The sequence below is a fragment of the uncultured Azohydromonas sp. genome, from assembly GCF_937926365.1.
Classification (GTDB): Bacteria; Pseudomonadota; Gammaproteobacteria; order Burkholderiales; family Burkholderiaceae_C; genus Azohydromonas.
Window position 1 is genome coordinate 1 of sequence record NZ_CALAOH010000132.1, and the last position, 23,863, is coordinate 23,863.

At 71.2% G+C, this 23,863-nt stretch carries 23 protein-coding genes and 1 riboswitch; of the genes, 12 read left to right on the top strand and 11 right to left on the bottom strand.

Annotated elements, in window-relative coordinates; genetic code table 11:
* Positions 1–399 precede the first annotated feature (399 nt).
* On the top strand, positions 400–1,638 hold the full coding sequence (locus tag Q0741_RS14110; protein ID WP_298233843.1) for a multifunctional CCA addition/repair protein: 1,239 nt from the start codon (positions 400–402) through the stop codon (positions 1,636–1,638).
* Here Q0741_RS14110 and Q0741_RS14115 read toward each other — a convergent pair.
* Together Q0741_RS14115 and Q0741_RS14120 are read right to left on the bottom strand one after the other, a co-directional pair.
* Positions 1,635–1,826: a DUF2905 domain-containing protein gene (locus Q0741_RS14115; RefSeq protein WP_298233844.1), complete on the bottom strand. Its 192-nt coding sequence runs from the start codon at positions 1,824–1,826 to the stop codon at positions 1,635–1,637. The two genes, Q0741_RS14110 and Q0741_RS14115, sit on opposite strands and share 4 nt — an antisense overlap.
* Positions 1,827–1,858: 32 nt before the next feature.
* The gene (locus tag Q0741_RS14120; RefSeq protein ID WP_298233845.1) at positions 1,859–2,965 is read right to left on the bottom strand and encodes an SAM-dependent methyltransferase; all 1,107 of its coding nucleotides are present in this window, start codon (positions 2,963–2,965) and stop codon (positions 1,859–1,861) included.
* Positions 2,966–2,984: 19 nt separating this feature from the next.
* Here Q0741_RS14120 and Q0741_RS14125 point away from each other — a divergent pair, with 19 nt between their 5' ends.
* The 4 genes from Q0741_RS14125 to Q0741_RS14140 all read left to right on the top strand — a co-directional run bounded on the left by Q0741_RS14125 (position 2,985) and on the right by Q0741_RS14140 (position 5,822).
* Positions 2,985–3,761: an SDR family oxidoreductase gene (locus tag Q0741_RS14125; RefSeq protein ID WP_298233846.1), complete on the top strand. Its 777-nt coding sequence runs from the start codon at positions 2,985–2,987 to the stop codon at positions 3,759–3,761.
* Position 3,762: 1 nt separating this feature from the next.
* Complete coding sequence (locus tag Q0741_RS14130) at positions 3,763–4,167, top strand: dihydroneopterin aldolase (protein WP_298233847.1); 405 nt, start codon at positions 3,763–3,765, stop codon at positions 4,165–4,167.
* A gap of 8 nt (positions 4,168–4,175) precedes the next feature.
* On the top strand, positions 4,176–5,117 hold the full coding sequence (gene ttcA, locus Q0741_RS14135; protein ID WP_298233848.1) for a tRNA 2-thiocytidine(32) synthetase TtcA: 942 nt from the start codon (positions 4,176–4,178) through the stop codon (positions 5,115–5,117).
* 63 nt (positions 5,118–5,180) lie between these two features.
* Entirely contained in the window at positions 5,181–5,822 is a 642-nt protein-coding gene (locus Q0741_RS14140) for a DUF4136 domain-containing protein (protein ID WP_298233849.1), read from the top strand.
* 163 nt (positions 5,823–5,985) lie between these two features.
* Here Q0741_RS14140 and Q0741_RS14145 read toward each other — a convergent pair whose 3' ends face one another.
* Complete coding sequence (locus tag Q0741_RS14145; RefSeq protein ID WP_298233850.1) at positions 5,986–6,858, bottom strand: DUF6279 family lipoprotein; 873 nt, start codon at positions 6,856–6,858, stop codon at positions 5,986–5,988.
* On the opposite strand from Q0741_RS14145, the gene glmU reads away from it, so the two are divergent.
* A complete protein-coding gene (gene glmU, locus Q0741_RS14150) occupies positions 6,857–8,227 on the top strand; it encodes a bifunctional UDP-N-acetylglucosamine diphosphorylase/glucosamine-1-phosphate N-acetyltransferase GlmU (RefSeq protein WP_298233851.1) in 1,371 nt (456 codons plus the stop codon). The two genes, Q0741_RS14145 and glmU, sit on opposite strands and share 2 nt — an antisense overlap.
* Positions 8,228–8,303: 76 nt before the next feature.
* Here the strand turns inward: glmU and Q0741_RS14155 are convergent, their stop codons facing one another.
* From Q0741_RS14155 to Q0741_RS14165, 3 genes are all read right to left on the bottom strand, one after another.
* The gene (locus tag Q0741_RS14155; RefSeq protein WP_298233852.1) at positions 8,304–9,254 is read right to left on the bottom strand and encodes a complex I NDUFA9 subunit family protein; all 951 of its coding nucleotides are present in this window, start codon (positions 9,252–9,254) and stop codon (positions 8,304–8,306) included.
* A 49-nt stretch (positions 9,255–9,303) separates the two neighbouring features.
* A complete protein-coding gene (locus tag Q0741_RS14160) occupies positions 9,304–11,298 on the bottom strand; it encodes a lytic transglycosylase domain-containing protein (RefSeq protein ID WP_298233853.1) in 1,995 nt (664 codons plus the stop codon).
* Between the two features lie 184 nt (positions 11,299–11,482).
* Positions 11,483–12,439, bottom strand: coding sequence for a LysR substrate-binding domain-containing protein (locus Q0741_RS14165; RefSeq protein ID WP_298233854.1), 957 nt, complete (start codon positions 12,437–12,439; stop codon positions 11,483–11,485).
* A gap of 93 nt (positions 12,440–12,532) precedes the next feature.
* Between Q0741_RS14165 and Q0741_RS14170 the strand changes: the two genes are divergently transcribed.
* Entirely contained in the window at positions 12,533–12,910 is a 378-nt protein-coding gene (locus tag Q0741_RS14170; protein WP_298233855.1) for a DUF2917 domain-containing protein, read from the top strand.
* A gap of 94 nt (positions 12,911–13,004) precedes the next feature.
* Positions 13,005–13,631 (top strand): 5-formyltetrahydrofolate cyclo-ligase, encoded by a 627-nt coding sequence (locus Q0741_RS14175; RefSeq protein ID WP_298233856.1) that lies wholly within the window; start codon positions 13,005–13,007, stop codon positions 13,629–13,631.
* Between the two features lie 67 nt (positions 13,632–13,698).
* Here the strand turns inward: Q0741_RS14175 and Q0741_RS14180 are convergent, their stop codons facing one another.
* The 5 genes from Q0741_RS14180 to tagH form a co-directional block, all read right to left on the bottom strand.
* Entirely contained in the window at positions 13,699–14,310 is a 612-nt protein-coding gene (locus Q0741_RS14180) for an OmpW family outer membrane protein (protein WP_298233857.1), read from the bottom strand.
* Positions 14,311–14,460: 150 nt separating this feature from the next.
* Positions 14,461–15,318, bottom strand: coding sequence for a methylenetetrahydrofolate reductase [NAD(P)H] (gene metF / locus Q0741_RS14185; protein ID WP_298233858.1), 858 nt, complete (start codon positions 15,316–15,318; stop codon positions 14,461–14,463).
* Complete coding sequence (locus tag Q0741_RS14190) at positions 15,315–16,088, bottom strand: TlyA family RNA methyltransferase (protein WP_298233859.1); 774 nt, start codon at positions 16,086–16,088, stop codon at positions 15,315–15,317. The genes metF and Q0741_RS14190 overlap by 4 nt, the downstream gene beginning before the upstream one ends.
* Positions 16,089–16,121: 33 nt before the next feature.
* Positions 16,122–17,552 (bottom strand): adenosylhomocysteinase, encoded by a 1,431-nt coding sequence (gene ahcY / locus Q0741_RS14195; protein WP_298233860.1) that lies wholly within the window; start codon positions 17,550–17,552, stop codon positions 16,122–16,124.
* Between the two features lie 70 nt (positions 17,553–17,622).
* Positions 17,623–17,714, bottom strand: a riboswitch (S-adenosyl-L-homocysteine riboswitch).
* 44 nt (positions 17,715–17,758) lie between these two features.
* A complete protein-coding gene (gene tagH, locus Q0741_RS14200) occupies positions 17,759–18,913 on the bottom strand; it encodes a type VI secretion system-associated FHA domain protein TagH (RefSeq protein WP_298233861.1) in 1,155 nt (384 codons plus the stop codon).
* A gap of 197 nt (positions 18,914–19,110) precedes the next feature.
* Here tagH and Q0741_RS14205 point away from each other — a divergent pair, with 197 nt between their 5' ends.
* From Q0741_RS14205 to icmH, 4 genes are all read left to right on the top strand, one after another.
* Positions 19,111–19,989, top strand: a complete 879-nt coding sequence (locus tag Q0741_RS14205) for a hypothetical protein (protein WP_298233862.1) — start codon at positions 19,111–19,113, stop codon at positions 19,987–19,989.
* Complete coding sequence (locus Q0741_RS14210; RefSeq protein WP_298233863.1) at positions 19,986–20,858, top strand: DUF3365 domain-containing protein; 873 nt, start codon at positions 19,986–19,988, stop codon at positions 20,856–20,858. Before Q0741_RS14205 ends, Q0741_RS14210 begins: the two co-directional genes overlap by 4 nt.
* Positions 20,859–20,881: 23 nt before the next feature.
* The gene (locus tag Q0741_RS14215; RefSeq protein WP_298233864.1) at positions 20,882–22,330 is read left to right on the top strand and encodes a serine/threonine-protein kinase; all 1,449 of its coding nucleotides are present in this window, start codon (positions 20,882–20,884) and stop codon (positions 22,328–22,330) included.
* 28 nt (positions 22,331–22,358) lie between these two features.
* Positions 22,359–23,863 (top strand): type IVB secretion system protein IcmH/DotU (gene icmH / locus Q0741_RS14220; protein ID WP_298233865.1); only part of this gene is annotated, 1,505 nt, incomplete at its 3' end.

Genomic DNA, 23,863 nt, shown 5'->3' on the forward strand with positions numbered 1-23,863 from the left:
GCGGCCGTCCCCAGGGCGGCCGGGCCGGACGGGGCGGCCAGGGCAGGGGCCGGCTCGACGGCAACGGCGGTCACCGCGATACAGGCGGCCAGGACCCAGAACTTCGATCTCATGCCATCTCTCCTGAAAGTCGGCACTCAAGCAGCTTTGCGATCACGCCGCGGGGAGCATGGCCGCCGCGGCACTTGTTGAACGGCCATGGAGCGGCGGTCCGCGCGACGCGCCCGCTCTGCCGTACGTTCGGGTATTTACCGATGTAGACCCCTAAGCTGGCACCCCGCGCTCTAAGGCCTCCTGTCACAAGACGTTGGTTCTTCTGCGAAAAACGAAAGTTTTGCCTGCCGCGCCCAGGCCCCCGTGGCGGCGCCGAGGCCAAGCCCGCTGCGTAGACTGCGCCGCATGCAACGCTTCATCGTCGGCGGCGCGGTACGCGACCGCCTGCTGGGCCTTCCCCATACCGACACCGACTGGGTCGTCGTTGGTGCCACACCACAGCAAATGGCGGACGCGGGCTTCCGTCCCGTGGGCGCCGACTTCCCCGTCTTCCTGCATCCCCACACCGGCGAGGAGCACGCCCTGGCGCGCACCGAGCGCAAGAGCGGGCGCGGCTACCGCGGCTTCGTCGTCCACGCCGCGCCGGACGTGACGCTGGAGGACGACCTGCGGCGGCGCGACCTGACCATCAACGCCATGGCCATGCGTGAGGACGGCACGCTGGTGGACCCCTGGGGCGGCGAGCGTGACCTACGCGCGCGCGTGCTGCGCCACGTCAGTCCCGCCTTCGTCGAGGACCCGGTGCGCGTGCTGCGCGTGGCGCGCTTTGCCGCGCGCTTTACCGATTTCACGCTCGCGCCCGAAACCCTGGCGCTGATGCGCCACATGGTGGAGGCCGGCGAGCTCGACCACCTCGTGCCCGAGCGCGTGTGGCAGGAGCTCGCGCGCGGCCTGATGGAGCGCCGGCCTTCGCGCATGTTCGAACTGCTGCGCGAGTGCGGTGCGCTGGCGGTGCTGCTGCCGGAAGTGGACCGGCTCTGGGGCGTGCCGCAGCCCGAGGCTCACCACCCGGAGGTGGACACCGGCGTGCACCTGATGCTGGTGCTGGACTGCGCCGCCCGGCTGGAGGCGCCGCTGCCGGTGCGCTTCGCTTGTCTGGGCCACGACCTGGGTAAAGGTGAGACGCCGCCGGAGGTCTTGCCTCGTCACCTGGGCCACGAGGGCCGCAGCGTGGAACTGCTCAAGGGTCTGTGCGAGCGGCTGAAGGTGCCCAACGACTGCGCGCAGCTGGCCGAGGTGGTGGCGCGCGAGCACGGCAACGTGCACCGCAGCGGCGACTTCGGCGCCAAGGCGCTGCTGCGGCTGCTGGATCGATGCGACGCGCTGCGCCGGCCCGAGCGCTTCGAGCAGCTGTTGCTGGCCTGCGAGTGCGACATGCGCGGGCGCGCCGGGCGCGAGGACGAGGACTATCCCCAGCGCCGCCGCCTGCAGGCGGTGCTGCGCTGGGCGCGCGGCATCGACGCGCGCGCCGCTTCGTCCGAGGCCGTGGCGCGCGGCCTCAAGGGCCCGGCCATCGGCGAGGCGGTGCAGCGCGAGCGGGTGAGGGCGATCGAGGCGGGGCTGGCGGAAGAGGCGGCGCGCTAGATCAGCATCCCGATCAGCCCGGCGATCAGGCTCAGCACCAGGCTGCTGGCCAGCGGCAGGTGGAAGTCGCGCCCGCGCCAGCGGAAGCTGAGGTCACCCGGCAGCCGGCCCAGGCCGATCTTGCGCAGCCAGCCGTTGAGGCCGCTGAAGATCAGCGAGGCCAGCAGGAAGACGAGCAGCCAGCGCATGGGTCAAAGGCCCGGCAGGTCGCGGGCCCGGCTCACAGCCGGTGGCTGCGGTCGCCGTGCACGAAGCCGATGGGATCGAAGCCTTCAGGCAGGCCACGGCCGAAGCCGATGACCTTGAACAGCTCGCCCATCTCGTGCTCCTGCATCAGCTTCTGCGCCATGGTGCGCTCGCGCACCCCGGCCTGCGCCAGCCGCTCGGCCAGGCCGCAGTTCATCAAGAAGTGGCCCTGCGAGGTGTAGCCCAGCACGTCCAGTCCGGCGTCCTGCCCGGCCAGCGCGATGCCGGTGAAGTCCACGTGCGCGGTGATGTCCTTGAGGCCCACGTCGGACAGCGGGTCGGTGTCGGCCTGGTGCGCGCGGTGGCACATCAGCGTGCCGCCGTGGCGCTGCGGGTGGTAGTACTCGGCTTCCGGAAAGCCGTAGTCGATGAAGAAGGCGGCGCCACGCTGGAGCTTCTCGGCCAGCGTGGCGATGAAGGCGCGCGCCTGCGGGTGGATCTCCGTCACGGTGCCCGGCACGAAGGGGCCTTCCACCGGCGGACGCAACTCGGTCGGTCGGTCGGCGAAGACGAATTTCCACTCGTCCACTGCCACGCCGCGTTCGAGCCACTGCGTGCCGTCCCAGTGCAGCAGCTGCACGGGCATGGCGTCCAGCACCTCGTTGCCCACCACCACACCCTCGATGCCTTCGGGCAGCGCATCGACCCAGCGCACGCGCTCGCCGAAGGCGGCCAGCCGCTGCTGCTGGCGCTGGCGCAGCGAGGCCGAGAGTTCGACGATGGTGTAGCGGGCGCAACGATCGCCCAGCGCTTCGAGCAGTTGCTGCGCCAGCGCGCCGGTGCCGGCGCCGAACTCCACCACCTCCGCCAGGCCCGTGGCGTCCAGCACCTGCGCCACCTGCACCGCGACGGTGTGGCCGAACAGCGGGCTGATCTCGGGCGCGGTGACGAAGTCGCTGCCGCTCTCGGGCGACCAGCCGAACTTCACGCCGCCGTGGGCGTAGTAGCCCAGGCCCGGCATGTACAGCGCGGCGGCCATGAAGCGGTCGAAGGGCCACCAGCCGCCGGCCGCGGCGATGTCCTGCCGGATTTGCTGGGCCAGCGCGGCCGATACACTGGCGGGTTCGTCTTCTCTATGCATGTGGGGGATTGTAGGAATCATGGTCCAGCGACCCGCCGTGCTGGTTACCGGCAGCGCCCGTCGTATCGGGCGCAGCATCGCGCTCGATCTGGCCGCCCACGGCTGGGACGTGGCGGTGCACTGCCGCGGCTCGCAGGACGAGGCGCTGGATACCGTGGCGGCGATCCGCGCGTTGGGCGCGCACGCCGAGGTCTTCAGCGCCGACCTGGCCGACGAGGCCGCGACACGGGCCCTGGTGCCCGCCGTCGTGGAAGCGCTGGGCCGGCTGGACGCGGTGGTCAACAACGCCTCGCTGTTCGAGCACGACACGGTTGACAGCTTCACGCACGCGGCCATGGAGCGGCACTGGCGGGCCAACACCGCCGCGCCGGTGCTGCTGGCGCAGGCGCTGCACGCGCACCTGGCCGCGCGCGACGCGCGCGGCTGCGTGGTGAACCTGCTGGACCAGAAGCTGTGGAATCCGAATCCGGACCACCTGTCCTACACCCTGTCCAAGGCGGCGCTGGAGAGCGCCACCACGCTGCTGGCCATGGCCCTGGCGCCGCGGCTGCGCGTGGCGGGCGTGGCCCCGGGCGTGACGCTGCCTTCGGGCCCGATGGACGAACGGCAGTTCACGGCCGCACATGCGATGACGCCGCTGGGCCGCTCCTCCACCGCCGGGGACATCGCGCACGCCGTGCGCTTCGTCCTGGAATCGCCGGCCATCACCGGCACCACGCTGCTGGTGGACGGCGGCCAACACCTGGCACGGCAGGCGCGCGACGTGCTTTTCCTCGCGCCCACTAAACCCGATTGAGATGCAAAGCCTGCTTTCCCACCCCAGCCTCATGTCCTGCCGCAGGCTGTTCCTGCGCAACTACGAGGTGTGGATCAACATCGGCGTGCACGACTTCGAGAAGAAGGGCGAGCAGCGGGTGCTGATCAACGTGGAGCTCTACATCCCGCTGGCGCTGTCCACGCCCAAGGCCGACGAGCTGCACGAGGTGGTGGACTACGACTTCATCCGCCGCACCATCGCCGAGCGCGTGTCGCGCGGCCACATCCACCTGCAGGAGACGCTGTGCGACGACGTGCTGGCGCTGATGCTCAAGCATCCGCGCGTCATGGCCGCGCGCGTCTCCACCGAGAAGCCCGACGTGTATCCCGACTGCGAAGCGGTGGGCGTTGAAGTGTTCGCAGTCAAGAACGACGAGCAGTCCTGAGAACCAGCATGAGCAGCACCCCCGACCTGATTTCCGAGAGCGCCCCGGCGCTGGATGACGAAGCCCGCCGCGCCGAGAAGAAGGCCGCCTTCGAGATCAACAAGCTCAGCAAGCGGCTGCACCGCCAGGTCGGCCAGGCCATTGCCGACTTCAACATGATCGAGGATGGCGACCGCGTGATGGTTTGCCTTTCCGGCGGCAAGGACAGCTACACGCTGCTGGACATCCTGATGAACCTGCGCCAGCGCGCGCCCATCAAGTTCGAACTGGTGGCGGTGAACCTGGACCAGAAGCAGCCGGGCTTCCCTGAGCACGTGCTGCCGGACTACCTCAAGAGCCTGGACATCCCGTTCCACATCGAGAACCAGGACACCTACAGCATCGTCAAGAAGCACATCCCCGAGGGCAAGACGATGTGCAGCCTGTGCTCGCGGCTGCGCCGCGGCATCCTCTACCGCGTCGCGGGCGAGCTGGGCGCCACCAAGATCGCGCTGGGCCACCACCGCGACGACATGCTGCAGACGCTGTTCATGAACATGTTCTTCGGCAGCCGCCTGAAGGGCATGCCGCCCAAACTCGTCAGCGACGACGGCAGGAACATCGTCATCCGCCCGCTGGCCTACGTGGCCGAGACCGACATCGAGCGCTGGGCCGCGCACCGGCAGTACCCGATCATTCCCTGCACCCTGTGCGGCAGCCAGGAGAACCTGCAGCGGGTGCAGATCAAGCAGATGCTGCGCGACTGGGACAAGCGCTTCCCCGGGCGCATCGACAACATGTTCACCGCCATGGGCAACATCGTCCCGTCGCACATGATGGACAAGCGGCTCTACGACTTCATGGGCCTCAAGGCCACGGGCGTGCCCGATCCGGACGGCGACAAGGCCTTCGACCACGAGGAAGAGGAGGCACCGGCGCAGAACGTGGTGCAGTTGCAGCTGGACCGCTGAGCCGCCGTCCGTCGTCTCCGTGGGGCACGGCACTTGCCGTTTTCCCTTGCCACAGGAGCTGTCATGTTGTCCCTTCGCCTGAGCGTGACCTTGGCTGCCGGCGTGCTGCTGGGGGGCTGTGCTTCGTTGAATCAGGTGTCGTCCGACGTGGTGGGCTACGGCGCCTGGCCGGCCGGGCGCTCGCCCGGCAGCTACGTGTTCGAGCGGCTGCCTTCGCAGCAGGCCGAGCTCACGCTGCAGCAGCAGCTGGAGGACGCGGCGCGTCCGGCGCTGGCGCAGGCTGGCTTCACACCCGCGGCCGATGCGGCGCAGGCGGGCGTGAAGGTGCAGATCGCGATGCGCAACGTGCGCTACGACCGGCTGGACTACTGGGGCCCGTGGGGCGGGCCTTGGGGGCCGGGCTGGAGCTGGCCTTATCGCCGCTATCCCGGCTTCTGGGGCAGCCCGTGGGGGCCAGGCTGGTGGGGGCCGGCCTACAGCTCGCCGTGGTACGAGCGCGAGGTCAGCGTGCTGATCCGCGACCGCAGCGGCGGCCAGGTGTTGTACGAGGGCCATGCCCGCAGCGACGGCGCGCTTTCGGGCGGCTCGGCGCTGTTCGAGGCCATGTTCCGCGCCGCGCTGGCCGACTTCCCGCAGGGCAACCCCTCGCCGCGGCGCGTGAACGTGCCGCTGGACCAGCAGGAAGCGGCGGCGAAGGCGCAGTGAGCGAGGCTGGGCGCTGCAAGGCCCGTTTCATCACTGTTGCCTGACCAAGCCCGCAGGCCGCCAGCCACTACGCCGTCATTCCGGCTTTTGCCGGCATGACGACATTTCTTCTTCGGCCAGTGGCAGGAGCGTTCCTGCAGAACACAACGGCATCGGGCTGCCCTCAATGCTTCCCCTGCGCCGCCAGCGCTTTGAAATCCATCTCCCACCCGCGCAGCCGCTCGCGCGCCGTGCGGCGCTGCTCGGCGGTGCTGAGGTTGTGGATCTGGGCCGCGAGGCCGCAGTTGAACTCCTGCAGCGCCAGCTGGTAGCGGCGGTCGCCGGGGTCGGGCGGCTCCTCGACGTGCCGGGCCAGCGCGCGCAGCGCGGCCTGGGCCTGCGCGGGTGTGGCGCCCTGCAGGCCGCGCAGGGTCTGGATCACGTCCTGCTGGCGCGACACGCGCAGCCGCAGCGCGTGCTCGGCGTCGAAGGGCGAGCCGGCCTCGATCTGCGCGATACGCTCGCGCTGCGCGCGGTCCAGGCGGCCATAGAGCTTCTCCGCGCGCTCCACCGTGCGCTTGTGCAGCGCCTCGCGGCGGTCAGCCGCATCGGGCTTGACGAAGTCGTTGCGGAAGTTGCGGTTGAGCTTGTCGAAGCGTTTCTGCATCGCCTTGAGCTGGTCCGCCTCCAGCGTCACGGCCAGCGCCGACAGCGCGGGCAGGCCCTGCTCGTAAGCGTCGTGGAACCAACGCTGCAGCTCGTCCTTGAGGGTGCAGGCGGCCGCAGGCGTGGTGTCGGCCAGCACCTGGGGTTGCACTTGCGCCAGCCGCGCGGTGTATCGGGGCAGCTGCGTGCGGCGGTGCCAGTCCAGGAACTCGTCCAGCCCGGCGCGCACGCGCGGGGCCTGGGCCTCGGTGAAATCGGCGTAGCCGTCGGCCCACCAGTACAGCAGCTCGTCGGCCTGCCTGTAGGCCAGGCGCAAAGCCGTGCAGCCGGCCAGGGCGAACAGCAGCAGCGCCAACCCGATAATTCGCCACCGTCGCAAGGACTCACTCATGGCATCCAACGTCGTCATCATGGCCGCGGGCAAAGGCACCCGCATGAAATCAGCGCTGCCCAAGGTGCTGCACAAGCTCGCGGGCCGCAGCCTGCTGCAGCACGTGCTCAACACCGTGGAGGCGCTAGGGTCGCAGCAGCGCACGGTCGTCATCACCGGCCATGGCGCCGAGGCGGTGGAAGCCGCCGTCGCCGCGCCGGGGCTGCAGTTCGTGCGCCAGCAGCCGCAGCTGGGCACGGGGCATGCCATCCAGCAGGTCTCCCCGGTGCTGGACACGGCGCTGGACACCACGCTGATCCTCAACGGCGACGTGCCGCTGATCCGCGCCGAGACCGCGTGCGCGCTGGTGGAAGCCTGCGGCGGCCAGCGCCTGGCGCTGCTGACCATCGAGCTGGACGATCCCACCGGCTACGGGCGCATCGTGCGCGAGGGTGAACAGGTGCGCGCCATCGTCGAGCACAAGGACGCCAGCGCGGCGCAGCGTGAGATCCGCGAGGTCTACACCGGGATGATGGCCGCGCCCACCAAGCTGCTGCAGCGCTGGGTGTCCCAGCTGAGCAACGACAACGCCCAGGGCGAGTACTACCTGACCGACATCGTGGCCATGGCCGTGGCCGAGGGCGTGCCGGTGGTGGCGGCACAGGCCGGCGGCGAGACGGAGGTGCTGGGCGTCAACAGCCCACTGCAGCTCGCCGACCTGGAGCGGCGCTTCCAACGCCAGCAGGCCGAAAGCCTGATGGAAGCCGGGGTGCGCCTGGCCGACCCGGCGCGCTTCGACCTGCGCGGGCGCCTCACCTGCGGGCAGGACGTGGAGATCGACATCGGCTGCGTGTTCGAGGGCGACGTGGTGCTGGGCGAGGGCGTGCGCGTGGGCCCGCACTGCGTGATCCGCAACGCGCGCATCGGCGCCGGGGTGCAGGTCGCGGCCTTCACGCACATCGACGGCGCGCAGGTGGGCTCGCAGGCGCAGATCGGCCCCTTCGCGCGGCTGCGCCCGGGCGCGCAGCTGGCCGAGGAGGTGCACATCGGCAACTTCGTGGAGGTCAAGAACTCCACGCTGGCGCGCGGCGCCAAGGCCAACCACCTGGCCTACCTGGGCGACGCCACCGTGGGCGAGCGTGTGAACTACGGCGCGGGGTCCATCAGCGCCAACTACGACGGCGTGAACAAGCACCGCACCGTCATCGGCGACGACGTGCTCATCGGCTCCAACTGCGTGCTGGTGGCGCCGGTGGAGATCGGTGCGGGGGCGACCATCGGCGGCGGCTCCACCATCTCCAAGAACGCCCCGGCCGGCCAGCTCACCGTGGCGCGCGCCAGGCAGGTGTCGCTGCCGGGGTGGCAGCGGCCGGTGAAGAAGCCGAAGTGAGGCGCGCCGCGCAACATTGAAAAAGGCCGCGTTGCGCGGCCTTTGCTGTTTCAGGCGGGACTGCCGGGCGATGCGCTCAGCCGCGCCGCGCGCGCGCCCGCCACGCATCCAGCCGCATGCACCCGTGCTGTTGCGCCAGGTACTCCGGCGCGATGGCCGACACCGCCGCGGGCTGGATGCCCAGTTCCCGCAGCCCCGGGAGGTGGCCGCTGGCGACGTTGTCCACCTTCATCGAGTTCAGGTTGTCGCCCGACATCAGCGGCTCGCCCGGCAGCAGCGCCATCAGGCCGGCCTGCACCCGCGCCAGCGCGCCCGGCAGCGCGATGACGGGCCGTTCGTGCCCGCAGGCGCGGCCCGCCAGCTGCGCCAGCTCCGCCAGCGTGTACACGCGCGGGCCCGCCAGCTCGTAGACCTCGCCGATGGTGCGCGGGTCCTCCAGGCAGCGCAGCAGCGCCCGCGCCACGTCATGCACCCACACCGGCTGGAAGCGCGCGTGCGCGCCGGCCAGCGGCAGCACCGGCGCCCAGGACTGCAGCTTCGCGAACAGGTTCAGGAAGTGGTCCTCCTCGCCGAAGATGACCGAGGGCCGCAGGATGGTGACGTCCAGCCCCGAGGTCTGCAGCGCCGCCTCGCCGGCGGCCTTGGAGCGCAGGTAGCGCGAGGGCGCGTCCGGCGCCGCGCCCAGCGCGCTGATGTGCACCACGCGGCGCACGCCCGCGACGCGGCAGGCATGCGCGAGCTTGCGCGGCAGCTCCGCATGCACGCGGCGGAAGCGCGCCTCGTTGCCGTGCAGGATGCCCACCAGGTTGACCGCCGCGTCGCAGCCCTGCAGCAGCCGCGCCAGCGCGGCTTCGTCGTGGATGTCGGCCTGCGCCAGCTCCACGTCGGGCAGGGCCAGCAGCTCACGGCGCTGGCCGGCGTGGCGGGTGGGCACCAGCACCTCGGTGTCGGGATAGCGGTCGGCGAGTTGCGAGCACAGGGCCCGGCCCACGAAGCCGGTGCCGCCGAGGATCAACAAGCGATGCATGACGGACTCCTTGCTCAGTGACTTCCCTGAAAGGACAGACCCGCGCGGCTCAGGGCAGTTCCGCGTCCGGCGTGGCGCGCGCGGCCGGGCCGATGGTCGGGCCCAGCCGCGCCTTGAGTGCCACCGGCTGGCCGGTGATCAGCGCGGCGTAGTCGGCGGCGTTGGACAGCACCTTCTGCACGTAGTCGCGCGTCTCGTTGAAGGGAATGTTCTCGGCCCACGCCGCCGCCTCCAGCGTGTTGCCCTCGCGCCAGCGCCGCGGCCGGCCCGGCCCGGCGTTGTAGGCGGCCGCGGCCAGCGCCTCCCGGCCCTCGAAGCTGTCCAGCACCAGCTTCAGGTAGCCGGTGCCGATCTTGAGGTTGGTGTCGCGGTCGGTGATGAGATCCGGGGAGTAGGGGATGCCCAGCTTCTTGGCCGTCCAGCGCGCGGTGGCAGGCATCACCTGCATCAGCCCAGAGGCGCCCACGTGCGAGCGAGCGTCGGTGATGAAGCGCGACTCCTGGCGGATGAGCCCGTACACGTAGGCCGGGTCCAGCCCGATGGCGCGCGCCTCGCGCAGCACCGCCTGGCGGTGCGGCATGGGGAAGCGCTGGTTCATGTCCACCTCGTCGCGCGTGCGCTCACTGGTGTTGATGCAGCGGTCCCACACTTCGCGCTCGCAGGCGCGCTGCGCCGCGGCCAGCAGCGCGCGGTCGTCCATACCGCGCAGGCTGTAGTTCCACTCGCGCACACCCTCGTTGCGCAGGCCCAGGTCGATGAGCTGCAGGGCACGAGTGAGGCCGGGGTGGGCATTGGCCGCGTCGCGCTCGGCGGTGGTCAGGGCTGGCGGCGCCGGCGGCAGCGCCGTCTTGCGCCCCAGTTCCTCGGCGGCGAGCTTGCCGTAGAAGCTCAGGCCGTTGGCGATGCCCGCCAGTGCCTGCTGCGCCTGCTGGCGCAGCGGGTCACCCTCGGCGCCAGGTGCGGCCTCGGCCAGCACCGCGCGCGCCTTCCAGTACACCCACACCGGCTCGCGCTGGCGCGCCAGCGCCATGGCGTCCACCGCGTCGCGCACCAGCGCCCAGCGCTGCGGGCTGCCGCGCAGCGCGGCGCGCACCTGCCAGGCCAGCATGTCCTCGGACCACGCCACCTTCGGCCCCGGCGCCGTGGCCAGCGCGCTGGCGCGCAAATACCACTCGGCGGCCTGCGGCAGCAGCTTGAGCGCGCCCTGCATCCCCACCTGGCCCCAGGCCCAGCCGGCGAGCTGCGGCGGCAGCCGGCCCTGCCAGTCCTGAACCAGCGTGGCGGCGCTCTCGGGGTTGGATGCGGCGGCGCGTGCGATGGCCAGCGCGACGAGCTCCGCGCTGGCGCGGTCGGACGCCGAAGCCTTGCGCGCGAGGTAGCGCACGGGCTGGCCGAACACCTCGCCCAACGCCGCTTCCACGGTGCGGCTGCCCAGCAGCGCGGCGGCGGCCTGTGCGGCCTTGGGCCGGTTGCCCTCGGCGGTCAGGCGCAGCTTGGCCCACACCTCATCGGCGCCGAAGACGCCGGCCCGGGCCAGCGTGCCGGCCAGCAGGTTGCAGCCGTCATCGGCGTCGCGCTGCGCCAGCCAGGCCTCGCGCGCGGCCTCGCGCACGTCCTTGCCGGTCAGGTGCTCGGTCAGCAGCGCGTAGCAGCTCACCTCGCGGTCGTCGTTCATGCGGAAGCGCGGGTAGTCGCGGCTGAAGGCGGACCAGTCGCGCCGCCGCCCCAGCTCCAGCAGCCAGTCGTTGCGCAGCCGGTCCTCGACGTAGGTGCCGCTCCAGCGCGCGTAGAAGGCCTCGACCTCCTCGGTGCTGGCCTGGTTGAGCCGGTTGCTCAGCTCCCAGTACTCGACCCAGGACGCCAGCGGATGGCGCTCGGCCGTGACGAGGCTGCGCGCGGCGGCCAGCTTCACGCGGTCACGCTTGCGCAGCGCGTCGCGGGCCTCCACCACGATGTCGTCGCCGCTCTGGGCGTGGGCGACGGTGCAGGGCAGGGCGGTCAGCAGCGCAAGCGTGAGCGCGGCCAGGCGGAAAGGGCGGTTCATGAAAGGAGCGCGAGGGAGGAGATGCGGTCGAATCTAGCGCAGCCCGGGCCGCCTCAAAGCGCTCAATAAAAGCCCCGGCATCGGGGCGGCCTACTGGGCGGGCCGAGCCCGCGCCACCCCCTCCACAAAGGCCGGGCGGGCGTGAACTGTTGCCGGCGCAAGCAGCCGCGGCCCCGTGGCCGGCTTACTCCTCGCCCAGCGCGCGCCGCGACACCGCCGCCTGCGCCAGCAGCCACTCCTGCAGTTGCGCGAGCTCCGGCCGCGCCTGCGCGGCGCGGCTGGGGATCAGCCAGTAGGCGTAGGGCGAGGACACGCGCGCGGTCGCGCCGAAGGGCTCCACCAGCTCGCCGCGTTCCAGCGCTTCCAGCACCAGCGCCAGCCGCGCCAGCGCCACGCCCTGGCCCGCGAGCGCGGCCTGCACCTGCTGGTAGGTGAAGTTCAGGTAGATCCAGCGCGCGGGCTCCAGCCGTGGCTGGCCATGCTGGCGCAGCCAGTTGCGCCAGCTCGAATAGTTGATGGATGCGCGCGGATCGTCCTCTTCCAGCAGCGTGTGGCGCGCCAGGTCCGCCGGCGTGGCCAGCGGCGGCGCCAGCCCCTGGCGCGACTGCGCCCACAGCGATGCGTTGACCACCGGCGTGAGCACCTCGCCGAAGAGCCGCTGCGCCTCGGCCGGCACGTTGCTGGGCAGCGTGTAGCGCAGGATCAGGTCTAGCTCCGGGTCATCCAAGTCCACCAGGTGGTCGGTGGCGCTGATGCGGATGTCGATGTCCGGCTGCGCGCGCTGGAACGCCTCCAGCCGCGGCAACAGCCACATCGAGGCGAAGGAGGCGAAGGTGGAGATGTTCACCTGGCGCCGCCCGCGCGCCAGGCGGATCTGGCGCACCGTCGAGTCCAGCCGGTCCAGCAGCGGCAGCACGCCGCGCTGCAGCGTCACCCCCGCGGCGGTGAGCTCCACGTGGCGCGTGCCGCGCACGAACAGCGGCGCGCCCAGCTCCTCCTCCAGGGCGCGGATCTGCCGGCTCACGGCCGATTGCGTCAGAAAAAGCTCCTGCGCCGCGGCGCGAAAGCTCAGCAGCCGCGCCACCGCCTCGAAGGCGCGCAGCGGGCCCACGGCCAGTGGGCGCTGGGGCAGTCTATTCATGATCAAAGCGCATCAATGCAGCGCGGCGATCTCATTGGACCGGCACTGCTTTCGTGACGATAGTAGAGGCGTGACAGATGCCAGGAGGCCCCCATGAAGACGCAGATTTTGATGCCTGAAACGCAACAGTCCCGCGGTGCCACGGCGCCGGTGTGGACGCTGGCGCGGCGTCAGGCGCGTCGGCTGGCCGTCTCGCGTCAGACGCGCTGGCTGCGCGTGCTCGAAGGCGAGCTCTGGCTCACGCCCACCGCGGGCGCCGCGGCGAGCGAGGACCTGTGGCTGCGCGCGGGCGAGCGCCTGGTACTGCCGCCGGGCGTGGAGTTCGTGGCCGAGGGCTGGCGCGACAGCCGCTTCGAGCTGCTGCTGGCGCCTGCAGCCGCGCCCGGGCCGGTCTGGGGCGGATTGCAAGCGCTGCTGCGCCGCGCGCGGGCACTGCCGCGTCCGCAGGGCAGCGCGCCGGCGGCGTGCTGAGGGCGGGGCTTGCTGGGGCTGCTTGCGCTCGCAAAAGGCCCGCGCAAGCCGCTGCCGGCACAATGGCGGCCCCTGCCACACCGACGCCGCCGCCATGAGTTCGCCTCCGTCCCTGCCATTGGACTTCTCGCGAGACAAGACGCTGCTGCGCCGCCAGCTTCAGGCCGAACGCCAGTCGCTGGTGGACCGGCTGCAGCGCGCGCAGTACCTGCAGCAGGTGCTGCGCGTGTGGTTGGTCACACGCAAGGAGACGGCCATCGGCGCCTACTGGCCCATCAAGGGCGAGTTCGACGCACTGCCCGCGCTCTACCGCTGGAGCGAGGCCGAGCCGGGCCGGCGCATCGGGCTGCCGGTGATCGACCGCGAGACCAAGCAGCTGCGCTTCCACGTCTGGTGGCCCGGCTGCCCGATGGAGGAGGACGCCTTCGGCATCCCGAAGCCCAAGGACACCGAGAGCTTCCAGCCCGAGATGCTGCTGGTGCCCTGCGTGGGCTACGGACCGGGCGGGGTGCGCCTGGGCTACGGCGGCGGCTTCTACGACCGCACGCTGGCGGCGCTGCAGCCACGCCCCTACACCGTGGGCCTGGCCTACACGCACGGCTGGGTGCCGTGGCTCAAGGCCGAGCCGCACGACGTGCCGCTGGATGCCATCCTCAACGAGGATGGGCTGGCCTGGCAGTCGCCCGACTCGGAGCACCCCGCGCCCGACCTCAAGCGTTGATCGACGACGCAACGACCATGAAAAACGGCGGCTCGGGGGCCGCCGTTTTTGTTGAAGCAGGAACTGCTTAGAAGCGGTAGCCCACGCCCAGGCTGAACAGCACCGGGTCGACCTTGAAGGTGCCCACTTCGGCGCCGAACGAGTACACCTTGGTCTTGATCTGGACCTTCTTCACGTCCAGGTTGAGCAGCCAGCCGCCCTGCAGCGGCACGTCCACGCCGGCGCCGATGGCCAGGCCGAAGCTGTTCTTCTTGATGGAGGGATCCAGCGCCGTGACGATGGCCGGGTCGAAGCTGACGTTGGAGAACCGGGTGTAGTTGATGCCGGCACCGAAGTAGGGGCGGAAGCCCTGCAGGCCGGTGACGTGGTACTGCAGGCTCAGCGTCGGGGGCAGGTGCTTCAGCGTGCCGATCTGGGCGCCGCCCGCGCGCAGGTCATGCTTCTGCGGGTAGGTCAGGACCAGCTCAGCGGCCAGGTTCGGCGTGAAGAAGTAGCTGATGTCGACTTCCGGGAACCACTTGTTGTTGACGCTCAGGTCCAGGCCGGTGCTGTCCTTGTTGGCCGAATCCAGGTACAGGGCGCGGGCGCGCACGAGCAAGGAGCCGGTGTCCTGAGCCTGGGCCAGGGGGGCGGCCAGGGAGGCGGCAACGGCGGCCAGGGCGATCAGATGCTTTTTCATGTCCTCTTCTCCTCGATACGGGGTAAAGCCGTTTGGCTGAGGAGAATTAGGCTCGTCGGGCCTGGAGGCGCCATTGAGCTGCAGCAAGGTCCGCCGGACGTTGTTGCGGACGCACCACGGCAGCTCCGCGGCACCTGATCGAGATCAAACTCAGCGGCCCAGCCCCAGCCGCCGGCACAGCTCCAGCACCGCGGTGGACTGGTTCATCGTGTAGAAGTGCAGCGCGGGCACGCCGGCGTCGAGCAGCCGCTCGCACAGCGCCGTGATCACGTCCAGCCCGAAGGCCTTGATGGAGGCCGTGTCGTCGCCGAAGGACTCCAGCCGCAGCCGCATCCAGCGCGGCACCTCGGTACCGCAGGCGTCGGCGAAGCGCAGGATGCCGCTGGCATTGGTGATGGGCATGATCCCCGGCACGATCGGGATCTGGACACCCAGCGCGCGCGCCTCGTCCACGAAGCGGAAATAGCTGTCCGCGTTGAAGAACATCTGCGTGATGGCCGCGTCGGCGCCGGCTTCGACCTTGGTGGCGAAGGCCAGCAGATCCGCGCGCGGTGAGCGCGCCTGCGGGTGCATCTCCGGGTAGGCGCCTACCTCGATGGTGAAGTGCGAGCCCGTCTCCTCGCGGATGAAGCGCACCAGGTCGCTGGCATAGCGGAACTCGCCCAGCGCGCCCGCGCCGAAGCCGCTGGGCAGGTCCCCGCGCAGCGCCACGATGCGCGTGATGCCCGCGGCCTTGAACTCGGCCAGTTGCGCGCGGATCGATTCGCGGCTGGCGCCGATGCACGAGAAGTGCGGCGCGCCCTGTTGGCCCTCGGCCAGGATGGAGCGCACCGTCTGCAGCGTGCCGCTTTGCGTGGAGCCGCCCGCGCCGTAGGTCACGGAGCAGAACTCGGGCTTCAATGCGTAGAGCTGCTCGCGCACGGCGGCGAGCTTGACCACGCCTTCGGGCGTCTTCGGGGGGAAGAACTCAAGGCTGAGCGGGACGTCCCGCGTCATGGGTTGAGTCATGTGCTGTCTCCCTGGCGTGCGGGTCGTGCCCACACGAAGAATTCACGGTTGCCGTCGCCGCCGGTCACGGGGCTGTCGAGCCAGCGCTGCACTTGCAGCCCGGCGTCGGCGCAGGCCTGGCGCAGCCGCTGCTCCACGCGCGCATAGGACGCGGCGTCCTTCACCAGCCCGCCCTTGCCGATGTCCGCCGGCTGCAGCTCGAACTGCGGTTTCGCCAGCATCAGCAGGTCGCCCTGTGGCGCCAGCAAGGGCGCCAGTGCGGGCAGCACGAGCGTGAGCGAGATGAAGGACAGGTCGCCGGTGACGAAGCCGAAGCCCTCGGCCGGCATCGCGTCGCCGAGCTGTTGCGCCGTCAACTGCCGCGCGTTCACGCCCTCGAAGGTGCGCACGCGCGCGTCGGCGCGCAGCTTCGGGTGCAGCTGGCTGTGGCCCACGTCCACGCCCACCACGCGCGCCGCGCCCTGCGCCAGCAGCACGTCGGTGAAACCGCCGGTGCTCTGGCCCACGTCGAGCGCGCAGCGGCCGGCGAGCTGCAGTCCGGTGGCGGCCAGCGCCCCTTCGAGCTTGAGGCCGCCGCGCGAGACCCAGCGCAGCTCGGCGTCGTCGGCGACTTCGAGCTCGCAGTGTTCGCTCACCTCGTCGCCGGCCTTGCGCGGCGCCACCCAGCCCGAGGCACCGAGCCAGCGCACGGCGCCGCGCTGGATCAGGCGCTGCGCCGCGGAGCGGCTGGGGGCCAGGCCGCGCTGTACCAGCAGCTGGTCCACTCGCATGGCCTGGGCTCCGTTGGTGCGGCGGCTACTGGATCAGTAGCGGTAGGTGTCGGGCTTATACGGGCCCTGCTTGGGCACGCCGATGTACTCGGCCTGCTCGTCGCTGAGCTCGGTGAGCATCGCGCCGACCTTCTTCAGGTGCAGACGCGCCACCTTCTCGTCCAGGTGCTTGGGCAGCACGTACACCTTGCCCACCTCGTAGAAGTCGCTGTGCGTGAACAGCTCGATCTGCGCGATGGTCTGGTTGGCGAAGGAGGAGCTCATCACGAAGCTGGGGTGGCCGGTGGCACAGCCCAGGTTCACCAGGCGGCCCTTGGCCAGCAGGATGATGCGCTTGCCGTCGGGGAAGATGACGTGGTCCACCTGGGGCTTGATCTCTTCCCAGGTGCAGTTCTTCTCCAGGTCGGCAACCTCGATCTCGTTGTCGAAGTGACCGATGTTGCACACGATGGCCTGGTCCTTCATCGCAGCCATGTGCGCGTAGGTGATGACGGACTTGTTGCCCGTGGCGGTGACGAAGATGTCGGCCTTGTCGGCGGCCCAGTCCATCGTCACGACCTTGAAGCCTTCCATGGCGGCCTGCAGGGCGTTGATCGGGTCGATCTCCGTCACCCACACCTGGGCCGACAGCGCGCGCAGCGCCTGGGCCGAGCCCTTGCCCACGTCGCCGTAGCCGCACACCACCGCCACCTTGCCGGCCACCATCACGTCGGTGGCGCGCTTGATGCCGTCCACCAGCGACTCGCGGCAGCCGTAGAGGTTGTCGAACTTGCTCTTGGTGACGGAGTCGTTGACGTTGATGGCGCGGAACAGCAGCGTACCCTTGGCGCTCATCTCCTTGAGGCGGTGCACGCCGGTGGTGGTTTCCTCGGTCACGCCGATGATGTGGGCGGACTTGCGGCTGTACCAGGTAGCGTCCTCTGCCAGCTTGGCCTGGATGGCGGCGAAGAGTTCACGCTCTTCCTCGCTGCCGGGATTGGCGATGACGGAGGGGTCCTTCTCAGCCTTCTTGCCCAGGTGCATCAGCAGCGTCGCGTCGCCGCCGTCGTCCAGGATCATGTTGGGGCCTTCGCCCTCGCTGCCTTTGGGCCCGAACTCGAAGATGCGGTGCGTGTAGTCCCAGTAGTCTTTGAGCGTCTCGCCCTTGTAGGCGAACACCGGGGTGCCCTTGGCGACCAGCGCGGCGGCGGCGTGGTCCTGGGTGGAGAAGATGTTGCACGAGGCCCAGCGCACTTCGGCACCCAGCGCCTGCAGCGTCTCCACCAGCACGGCGGTCTGGATGGTCATGTGCAGGCTGCCGGTGATGCGCGCGCCCTTGAGCGGCTGCTGCGCGGCGTATTCCTCGCGGATGGCCATCAGGCCGGGCATCTCGGTCTCGGCGATGCGGATTTCCTTGCGGCCCCAATCGGCCAGCGAGGCATCGGCGATGACGTAGTCTTGGGTGGGCTTCAGAACGGCGTTCATGGGGTCTCCAGTGCAGAGCCCGCAACGCGCACGCAACCGTGAAGAGGGACTCACCCACGTTGTTGGACGTTGCGGGTGAGCGCGGTTGCTTCTTGGGGAAGGTTTCCGAGCCTGGGGCCCCAGTCATGCCGACCTCGGGACCTTGCAACGCTCCTCGGAAAGGCCGCCATTGTAGCCACGGCCTCCAGGGGTGGGCTTGACGCGGGTCATTGCCCGCCCGGCTGGCGCGAGAGTTTTTCGCGCTGCGCCTCGTAGGCCTCCAGGAAGGCGCGGGCCGAGAAGGGGTCGGTCTGCTCCTGCAGCTCCGCCAGCGCTTGCGCGTGCAGCTCGCAGTAGCGGTCCCACAGCTGCGCCTTGCGCCACACGTCCAGCGGCGCGCTCCAGCCGCCGCGCGCATGGCGCTGCTCCTCCAGCGCTTGCGGCGCCAGCCGTGCGAGCTGCGCGTCCAGCGCCGCGCGCAGTCCGGCCAGCAGCGCGATCTCGTGCGTGCGCACGTCCTCGAAGGCCTCGCGCACCGCCGCCAGCGGCGGGATGAAGCCCCGGCGCGCCGGGCCCAGCAGGTGCGCCAGGGCGGTGTCCACGTCTGGCGAGAACTTCAGGGCGTTGTTCTCGCGCGTCTGCAGCCGCGTGCCCGCGGCGCCGAGCTCGCGCTTGGCCACGTGGCGCGCGGCCAGGAGCTGCAGCAGCCCACCGATGGCCGCATGCAGCAGCCGCCCGACGAGGTTCGTCTCCTGCGGCGTGGGCGCCGGCGGCACGGGCATCTCCAGCCCGGCGTACAGCGCCGCCAGCAGCGCCGCCGCGGTTGGGTCGGCGGGCGGTGTCCCGGCCGCCGGCACCATGGGTGCGGGCGCACCCACCTCGGCAGGCGGCGCCGCACCTTCGCCCAGCACTTCGCTGAAGGCGCTGGGGCGGGCGGCCGGTACAGGCGTGACCGGCGCCGCGGGCAGGAGCGATGCCGCGGCAGGGGACAGAGCCGGGGGCAGGGCCGGGGCGGGCACAGGCGCCGGCGCGGCGTGGTCCGGAAGCGCCTGCGGCGCGACGGCCTCGGCGGAGTCGTCCTCGGTTTCCATCAAGTACGCGCCGATGCGCAGACTCATGCCCGGCGCCAGCGGCACCTCGGCTTCCAGACCCAGCGGCCGGCCGTCCACTTCCAGCGCCAGGTTGGCGCCGAGCTGACGGATGAAGAAGCGCCCTTCGCGCCAACTCACCTGCGCGTGCCGGCGCGACATCAGGCGCTGCGCGTCGGGCAGCACCAGCGTGCAGTCGATGCCGCGCCCGATGAAGCCGCCAGCCGCGTCGAAGCGGGCGGCCGAGGGCGCTGGCAGCGGCTGGCCGCCATGGGAGAGCACTCGGATCAGCATGGTTTTGAACCCCCGGGGCGGTGGTGCAACACAAGCACTGCGGACCATGCTACTGCCGCCCCGAAAGGCGCTCGCGCACAGGGCAGGACCACCGCAAGGGCCCCTCCACAGGGTGGCGGAACTTCAATTGACAGTGCTCATGCTCGGGGTCCTAATTCATTTGCAACCCGGCTCGGGGATTGCAGGAGGCCAACGCCATGTTGCGTGCACTCATGCTGATCGCAGCGTTCGCGGCGCCGCTGGGCGCCGTCGCCGCCGGCGCCCCGGGCGGCATCACCATCCTCGAAGGCGAGGCGCTGGTCTACCGCGGCGCGGGCCGTGTGCTGGCGGCCGAGGGCCTGGCGCTGGCGCCCGGAGACATCGTCGAAACCGCGCCTTCCGCGTTCCTGCAAATGGAGTTCGCCGATCGCAGCGTGGCGCAATTCGGCCCGTCCACACGGGCTTTTCTCCCGCCGACAAGCGAGCGCTCGCTGTACCTGCTGCAGGGCTGGGCCAAGGTGCGGCTGCCCACGCCCGAGGGCAAGGCCGCGCCGCTGGCCGTGCGCACGCCGTGGGTCGAACTGCAGTCCGCGCCGGGCACCGTGGTGCTGCACGTGTTGCCCACGGCGCAGACGCTGTTCGTCGAAGGTGGCCCGGTGCGCGTGGGCGAGCGCGGTGCCGGCGCGGCCCCCGCGCCGCTGTCGCTGAGCGAGGGTTCGCTTTACCAGCGCAAGGCCGGCACGCGCGGCGAGCTGGTGTCGGCCGCCACCTCCGGGCTGCTGCAGGAGATGCCGCGGCCCTTCCGCGACTCGCTGCCACTGCGCGCCGAGCGCTGGCGCGACCAGGCCATCGCACCCAAGGCGGCGCCGGACTTCGGCTATGCCGACGTGGAGCCCTGGCTCAAGGCCGAGCCCGCGTTGCGCAAGCCGCTGGTGCAGCGCTGGCGGTCCAAGGCCCGGGAGCCCGCGTTCCGCGCCGCGCTGGTGTCCAACCTTTCGGCCCATCCCGAATGGGACCGGATCCTCTTCCCCGAGAAATACCTGCCCAAGCCCACCCCGGCACCCCGGCAGGCCCGCGTTGATGGAGGCGCGCCGTGAAGCTGCTGTTGAAGTTCAACCTGGTGTTCGTGCTGATCTTCGCCCTGGGCTTCGCCGCCACGGGCTTCGTGTCCTGGCGGCTGCTGGAGCGCAACGCGCGCGAGGAGATCGCCGGCAGCGCGCGGCTGTTGATGGACACCGCGCTGGCCACGCGCAACTACACCTCCACGCAGATCGGCCCACTGCTGGAAACGCAGATGAAGTACACCTTCCTGCCGCAGTCGGTGCCCGCGTACTCGGCCACCGAGGTCTTCCACGACCTGCGCAAGAAGCACGAGGAGTACGGCTACAAGGAGGCGGTGCTCAACCCGACCAACCCGCGCGACCGCGCCGTGGAATGGGAAGCCGACATCGTCACGCAGTTCCGCGGCAACGCCGAGGCCACCGAGCTCATCGGCGACCGCGACACGCCCACGGGACGCTCCTTCTATGTCGCGCGCCCGATCCGCGTGAACAGCCCCACCTGCCTGCGCTGCCACAGTTCCGTGGAGGTGGCGCCCAAGACGCTGGTGGACCGCTACGGCCCGGCCAACGGCTTCGGCTGGAACCTCAACGAGGTGGTGGGCGCGCAGATCGTCTCGGTGCCCACCAGGGTGGCGCTGGAGCGCGCGGAGAGCGTGTACACGGTGTTCATGGGCTCGATCGCGGGCGTGTTCCTGGCCATCGGCGTGGTACTCAACCTGATGCTGTGGGCCATGGTGATCCGCCCGGTGGACCACCTCTCGCGCTTCGCCGACCGAGTGAGCCTGGGCGAGCTCGACATCCCTGACTTCGAGCGCACCGCCAACGACGAGATCGGCGTGCTCGCGCGCTCCATCGCCCGCATGCGCACCAGCATGGTCCAGGCGATGAAGATGCTCGACGGTTGAGGGCGCGCCACGCGACGTGAGACATGGCCATCCCGCAGCGCCTGGGCAAGTACCCGATCACCGAGGTGATCGGGCGGGGGGCCATGGGCATCGTCTACCGCGGCTACGACCCGGTCATCAAGCGCCCGGTGGCGATCAAGACCATCCACAAGGAGCTGATCGAGGACGACGACAAGGCGCAGTCGCTCTCGGAGCGCTTTCGCCGCGAGGCACAGGCCGCGGGCACGCTGAGCCACCCGGGCATCGTCTCGGTGTACGAGTACGGCGAGGACGGTGCCTACGCCTACATCGCCATGGAGTACGTGCAAGGCCACAGCCTGCGCGAGTATCTGGACCACAACACCGCCTTCAACGAGCGCGACGCGGTGAGCACCATGGCGCAGCTGCTCGATGCGCTGGAGTACGCGCACAGCCACGAGATCTGGCACCGCGACATCAAGCCCGCCAACATCCTGGTGATGCCCAACGGGCGCATCAAGCTCACCGACTTCGGTATCGCCCGCATCGAGTCCGCGGACCGCACGCGCACCAACATCATCATGGGCACGCCGGGCTACATCGCGCCGGAGTTTTACCTGGGTGGCGCGCTGGACCACCGCATCGATATCTTCTCGGCCGGCGTGCTGCTGTACCACCTGCTGGCGCGCCAGCCGCCCTTCCGCGGCCGGCTGGAGGCGGTGATGCACGACGTCTGTTACCACGACCCCGACCCGCCCTCGGTGGCGGACCCGGAGCACCGCTGGCCGCAGTACGACGCGGTGGTAGCGCGCGCACTGGCCAAGGCGCCGGCCGAGCGCTTCCAGAGCGCCGCGGCCTTCCGCGCCGCGCTGCTGGCGCAGTACGGCCGGCCGCTGGCGGACACGATCTCCGAGTCCACCGTCATCTCCGCGGGCAAGCCGATACGGCCGTTGCCGATGGACGGCGGCCACTTTCACACGCCGGCACCGGCCACCGCGCTGGGCCCGGCGCAGCCCAGCACGCCGCCACCCACGGGCTGGAGCCCCCCGGTGCTCAAGGACGTGGAGTTGGCGCTGGCGCGCTACGTAGGCCCGGTGGCGCGGGTGCTGGTGCGCCGCGCTGCGCAGCAGCACAAGCAGCTGGGCTCGCTGGCCGCGGCGCTGACCGAGAGCATTGACAAGCCCGGCGAACGCGAAGCCTTCCTGCGCGCGGTGCTGGGCCGCGCCGCGACGGCGGCGCCGGGCACCGTGGGCGTGGCTGCCACCATCGGCGGCGGCACGCCCACCCCCATGCCCACGCTTTTCGACGCCACCGGCCCAGCGGTCACCCCGGCCGACGTGGAGCACGCCACGCGAGTGCTGACCACCTACATCGGACCCATCGCCCGCGTCATCACCAAGCGCGCCGCCGCCCAGGGCGGCAGCCGGCGCGCCTTCCTGGAAGCGGTGGCGCGCAGCCTGGACGACGACGCGCAGCGCCAGCGCTTCCTGCGCGAGGCCGGGACGGCCCATTGAACACCGGTTGCGGGCGAAGGCGGCGCGCATGCAGTCCAGGCCTCCCACCTCCATGCCCGGCGCGGACGCGTCCACGCCGCCGGGCGCGGCGTCCCGAGACCCCAGCCCGCCGCAGCCGCCAGCCGCTGTGCCGGATGCCGGCGACGACGACCGCACGCTGTTCATGCCCCTGCCGTGCGCGGCGGCACCGGGAGGCTCCGTCGGCGCCGTCGCTGGCCCCGGTGCCGAGCCGCCGGCCGATGGGTCCGCCTGGCCGGCGGTGTCCGGGGCGCATCCGGTCCAGGCCAGCTCAGCGCCCGGGGACGACGAGGCCACGCTGATGCTGGCGCGCGGCGGCGAATCCCCGCCGCTGCGCATGCCCGTACCGGGCGGCGGCGGCGTCGCCGCCGACGACGACCGCACGCTGTTCGCGCCGGCCGTGGCGTCGGATGCGTTGCTGCGCATGCCCAGCCCTGGCGGGGCGGCGGATGCGGAGTCCACCGTATTTGTGCTGCCCGGCGCCCCGGGCGTCGCCCGCCTGTCGCGGCTGGGCGAAGGCAGCGTGCCCGGGGCCACGGCGGACGACGCCACGCTTTGGGCCGAGCCGGAGGCTGGCGACCGCACTGTCTACGCCGGCCCGGACGCCGATGACCGCACGCTCCACGCCGGCGCCGCGGATGAGCTCACCCTGCACATGCCCGCGCCCGGCGGGCAGCGCACCCAGGTGCAGCCGCGCTCCACTGCCGTGCCGGCCGCGGGGCGCGCGCCGCGCGGGGGCGTGGAGCTGCAGCGCCTGGTGGCCGGCGTCAACCCGCTGCTGGGCGCGGCCAGCGTGCTGCTGGCGCTGGTGGCGCAGCTGCGGGCCACCAGCGCGCATGCCGATCCGGCCGGGCTGCGCCGCCAGTTGTTGGGCCACATGACCGAGTTCGAGCTTCAGGCCGCCGCCAGCGGCGTGGCGCGCCCGCGCATCACCGCCGCGCGCTACCTGCTGTGCAGCTTCCTCGACGAGGTGATTGCCGCCACGCCCTGGGGGCAGGGCACCTGGGAGTCGCAGACCCTGCTGAGCGAGTACCACGAGGAGCGCTGGGGCGGCGACAAGTGCTTCGAGCTGCTGGAGCGGCTGGGCGAGGACCCCAAGGGCAACGCCGAGGTGCTGGAGCTGTTCTACGTTTGCCTGGCACTGGGCTTCGAGGGGCGCTATCGCGGCCAGCCCGACGGCCGTGCGCGGCTGGAAGCGATCGCCGAGCGCGTGCTGGCGGAAGTGCGGCCCGCCGCCCCGCAGCCGGGCGGCGGCGCGCGCAGCCTGTCGCTGCACTGGCAGGGCGTGTCGGCGCCGCAGCGTCCGGGGCTGCACCTGCCGCCGCTGTGGAGCGTGGCCGCGCTGGCTGCCGCGCTGGTGGTGGTGGCGCTGCTGGGTTTCCAATGGCGGCTGGCCTCGCAGGCGCAGCCTCTGCTGCGCGAGCTGCATGCCCTGCCCGCGGCGCTGCAGGCCGAGCGCGCCCCGGTGGCCGGGGCCACGCCGGCGGGGCCGGCACGCCTGGCGCCGCTGCTGCG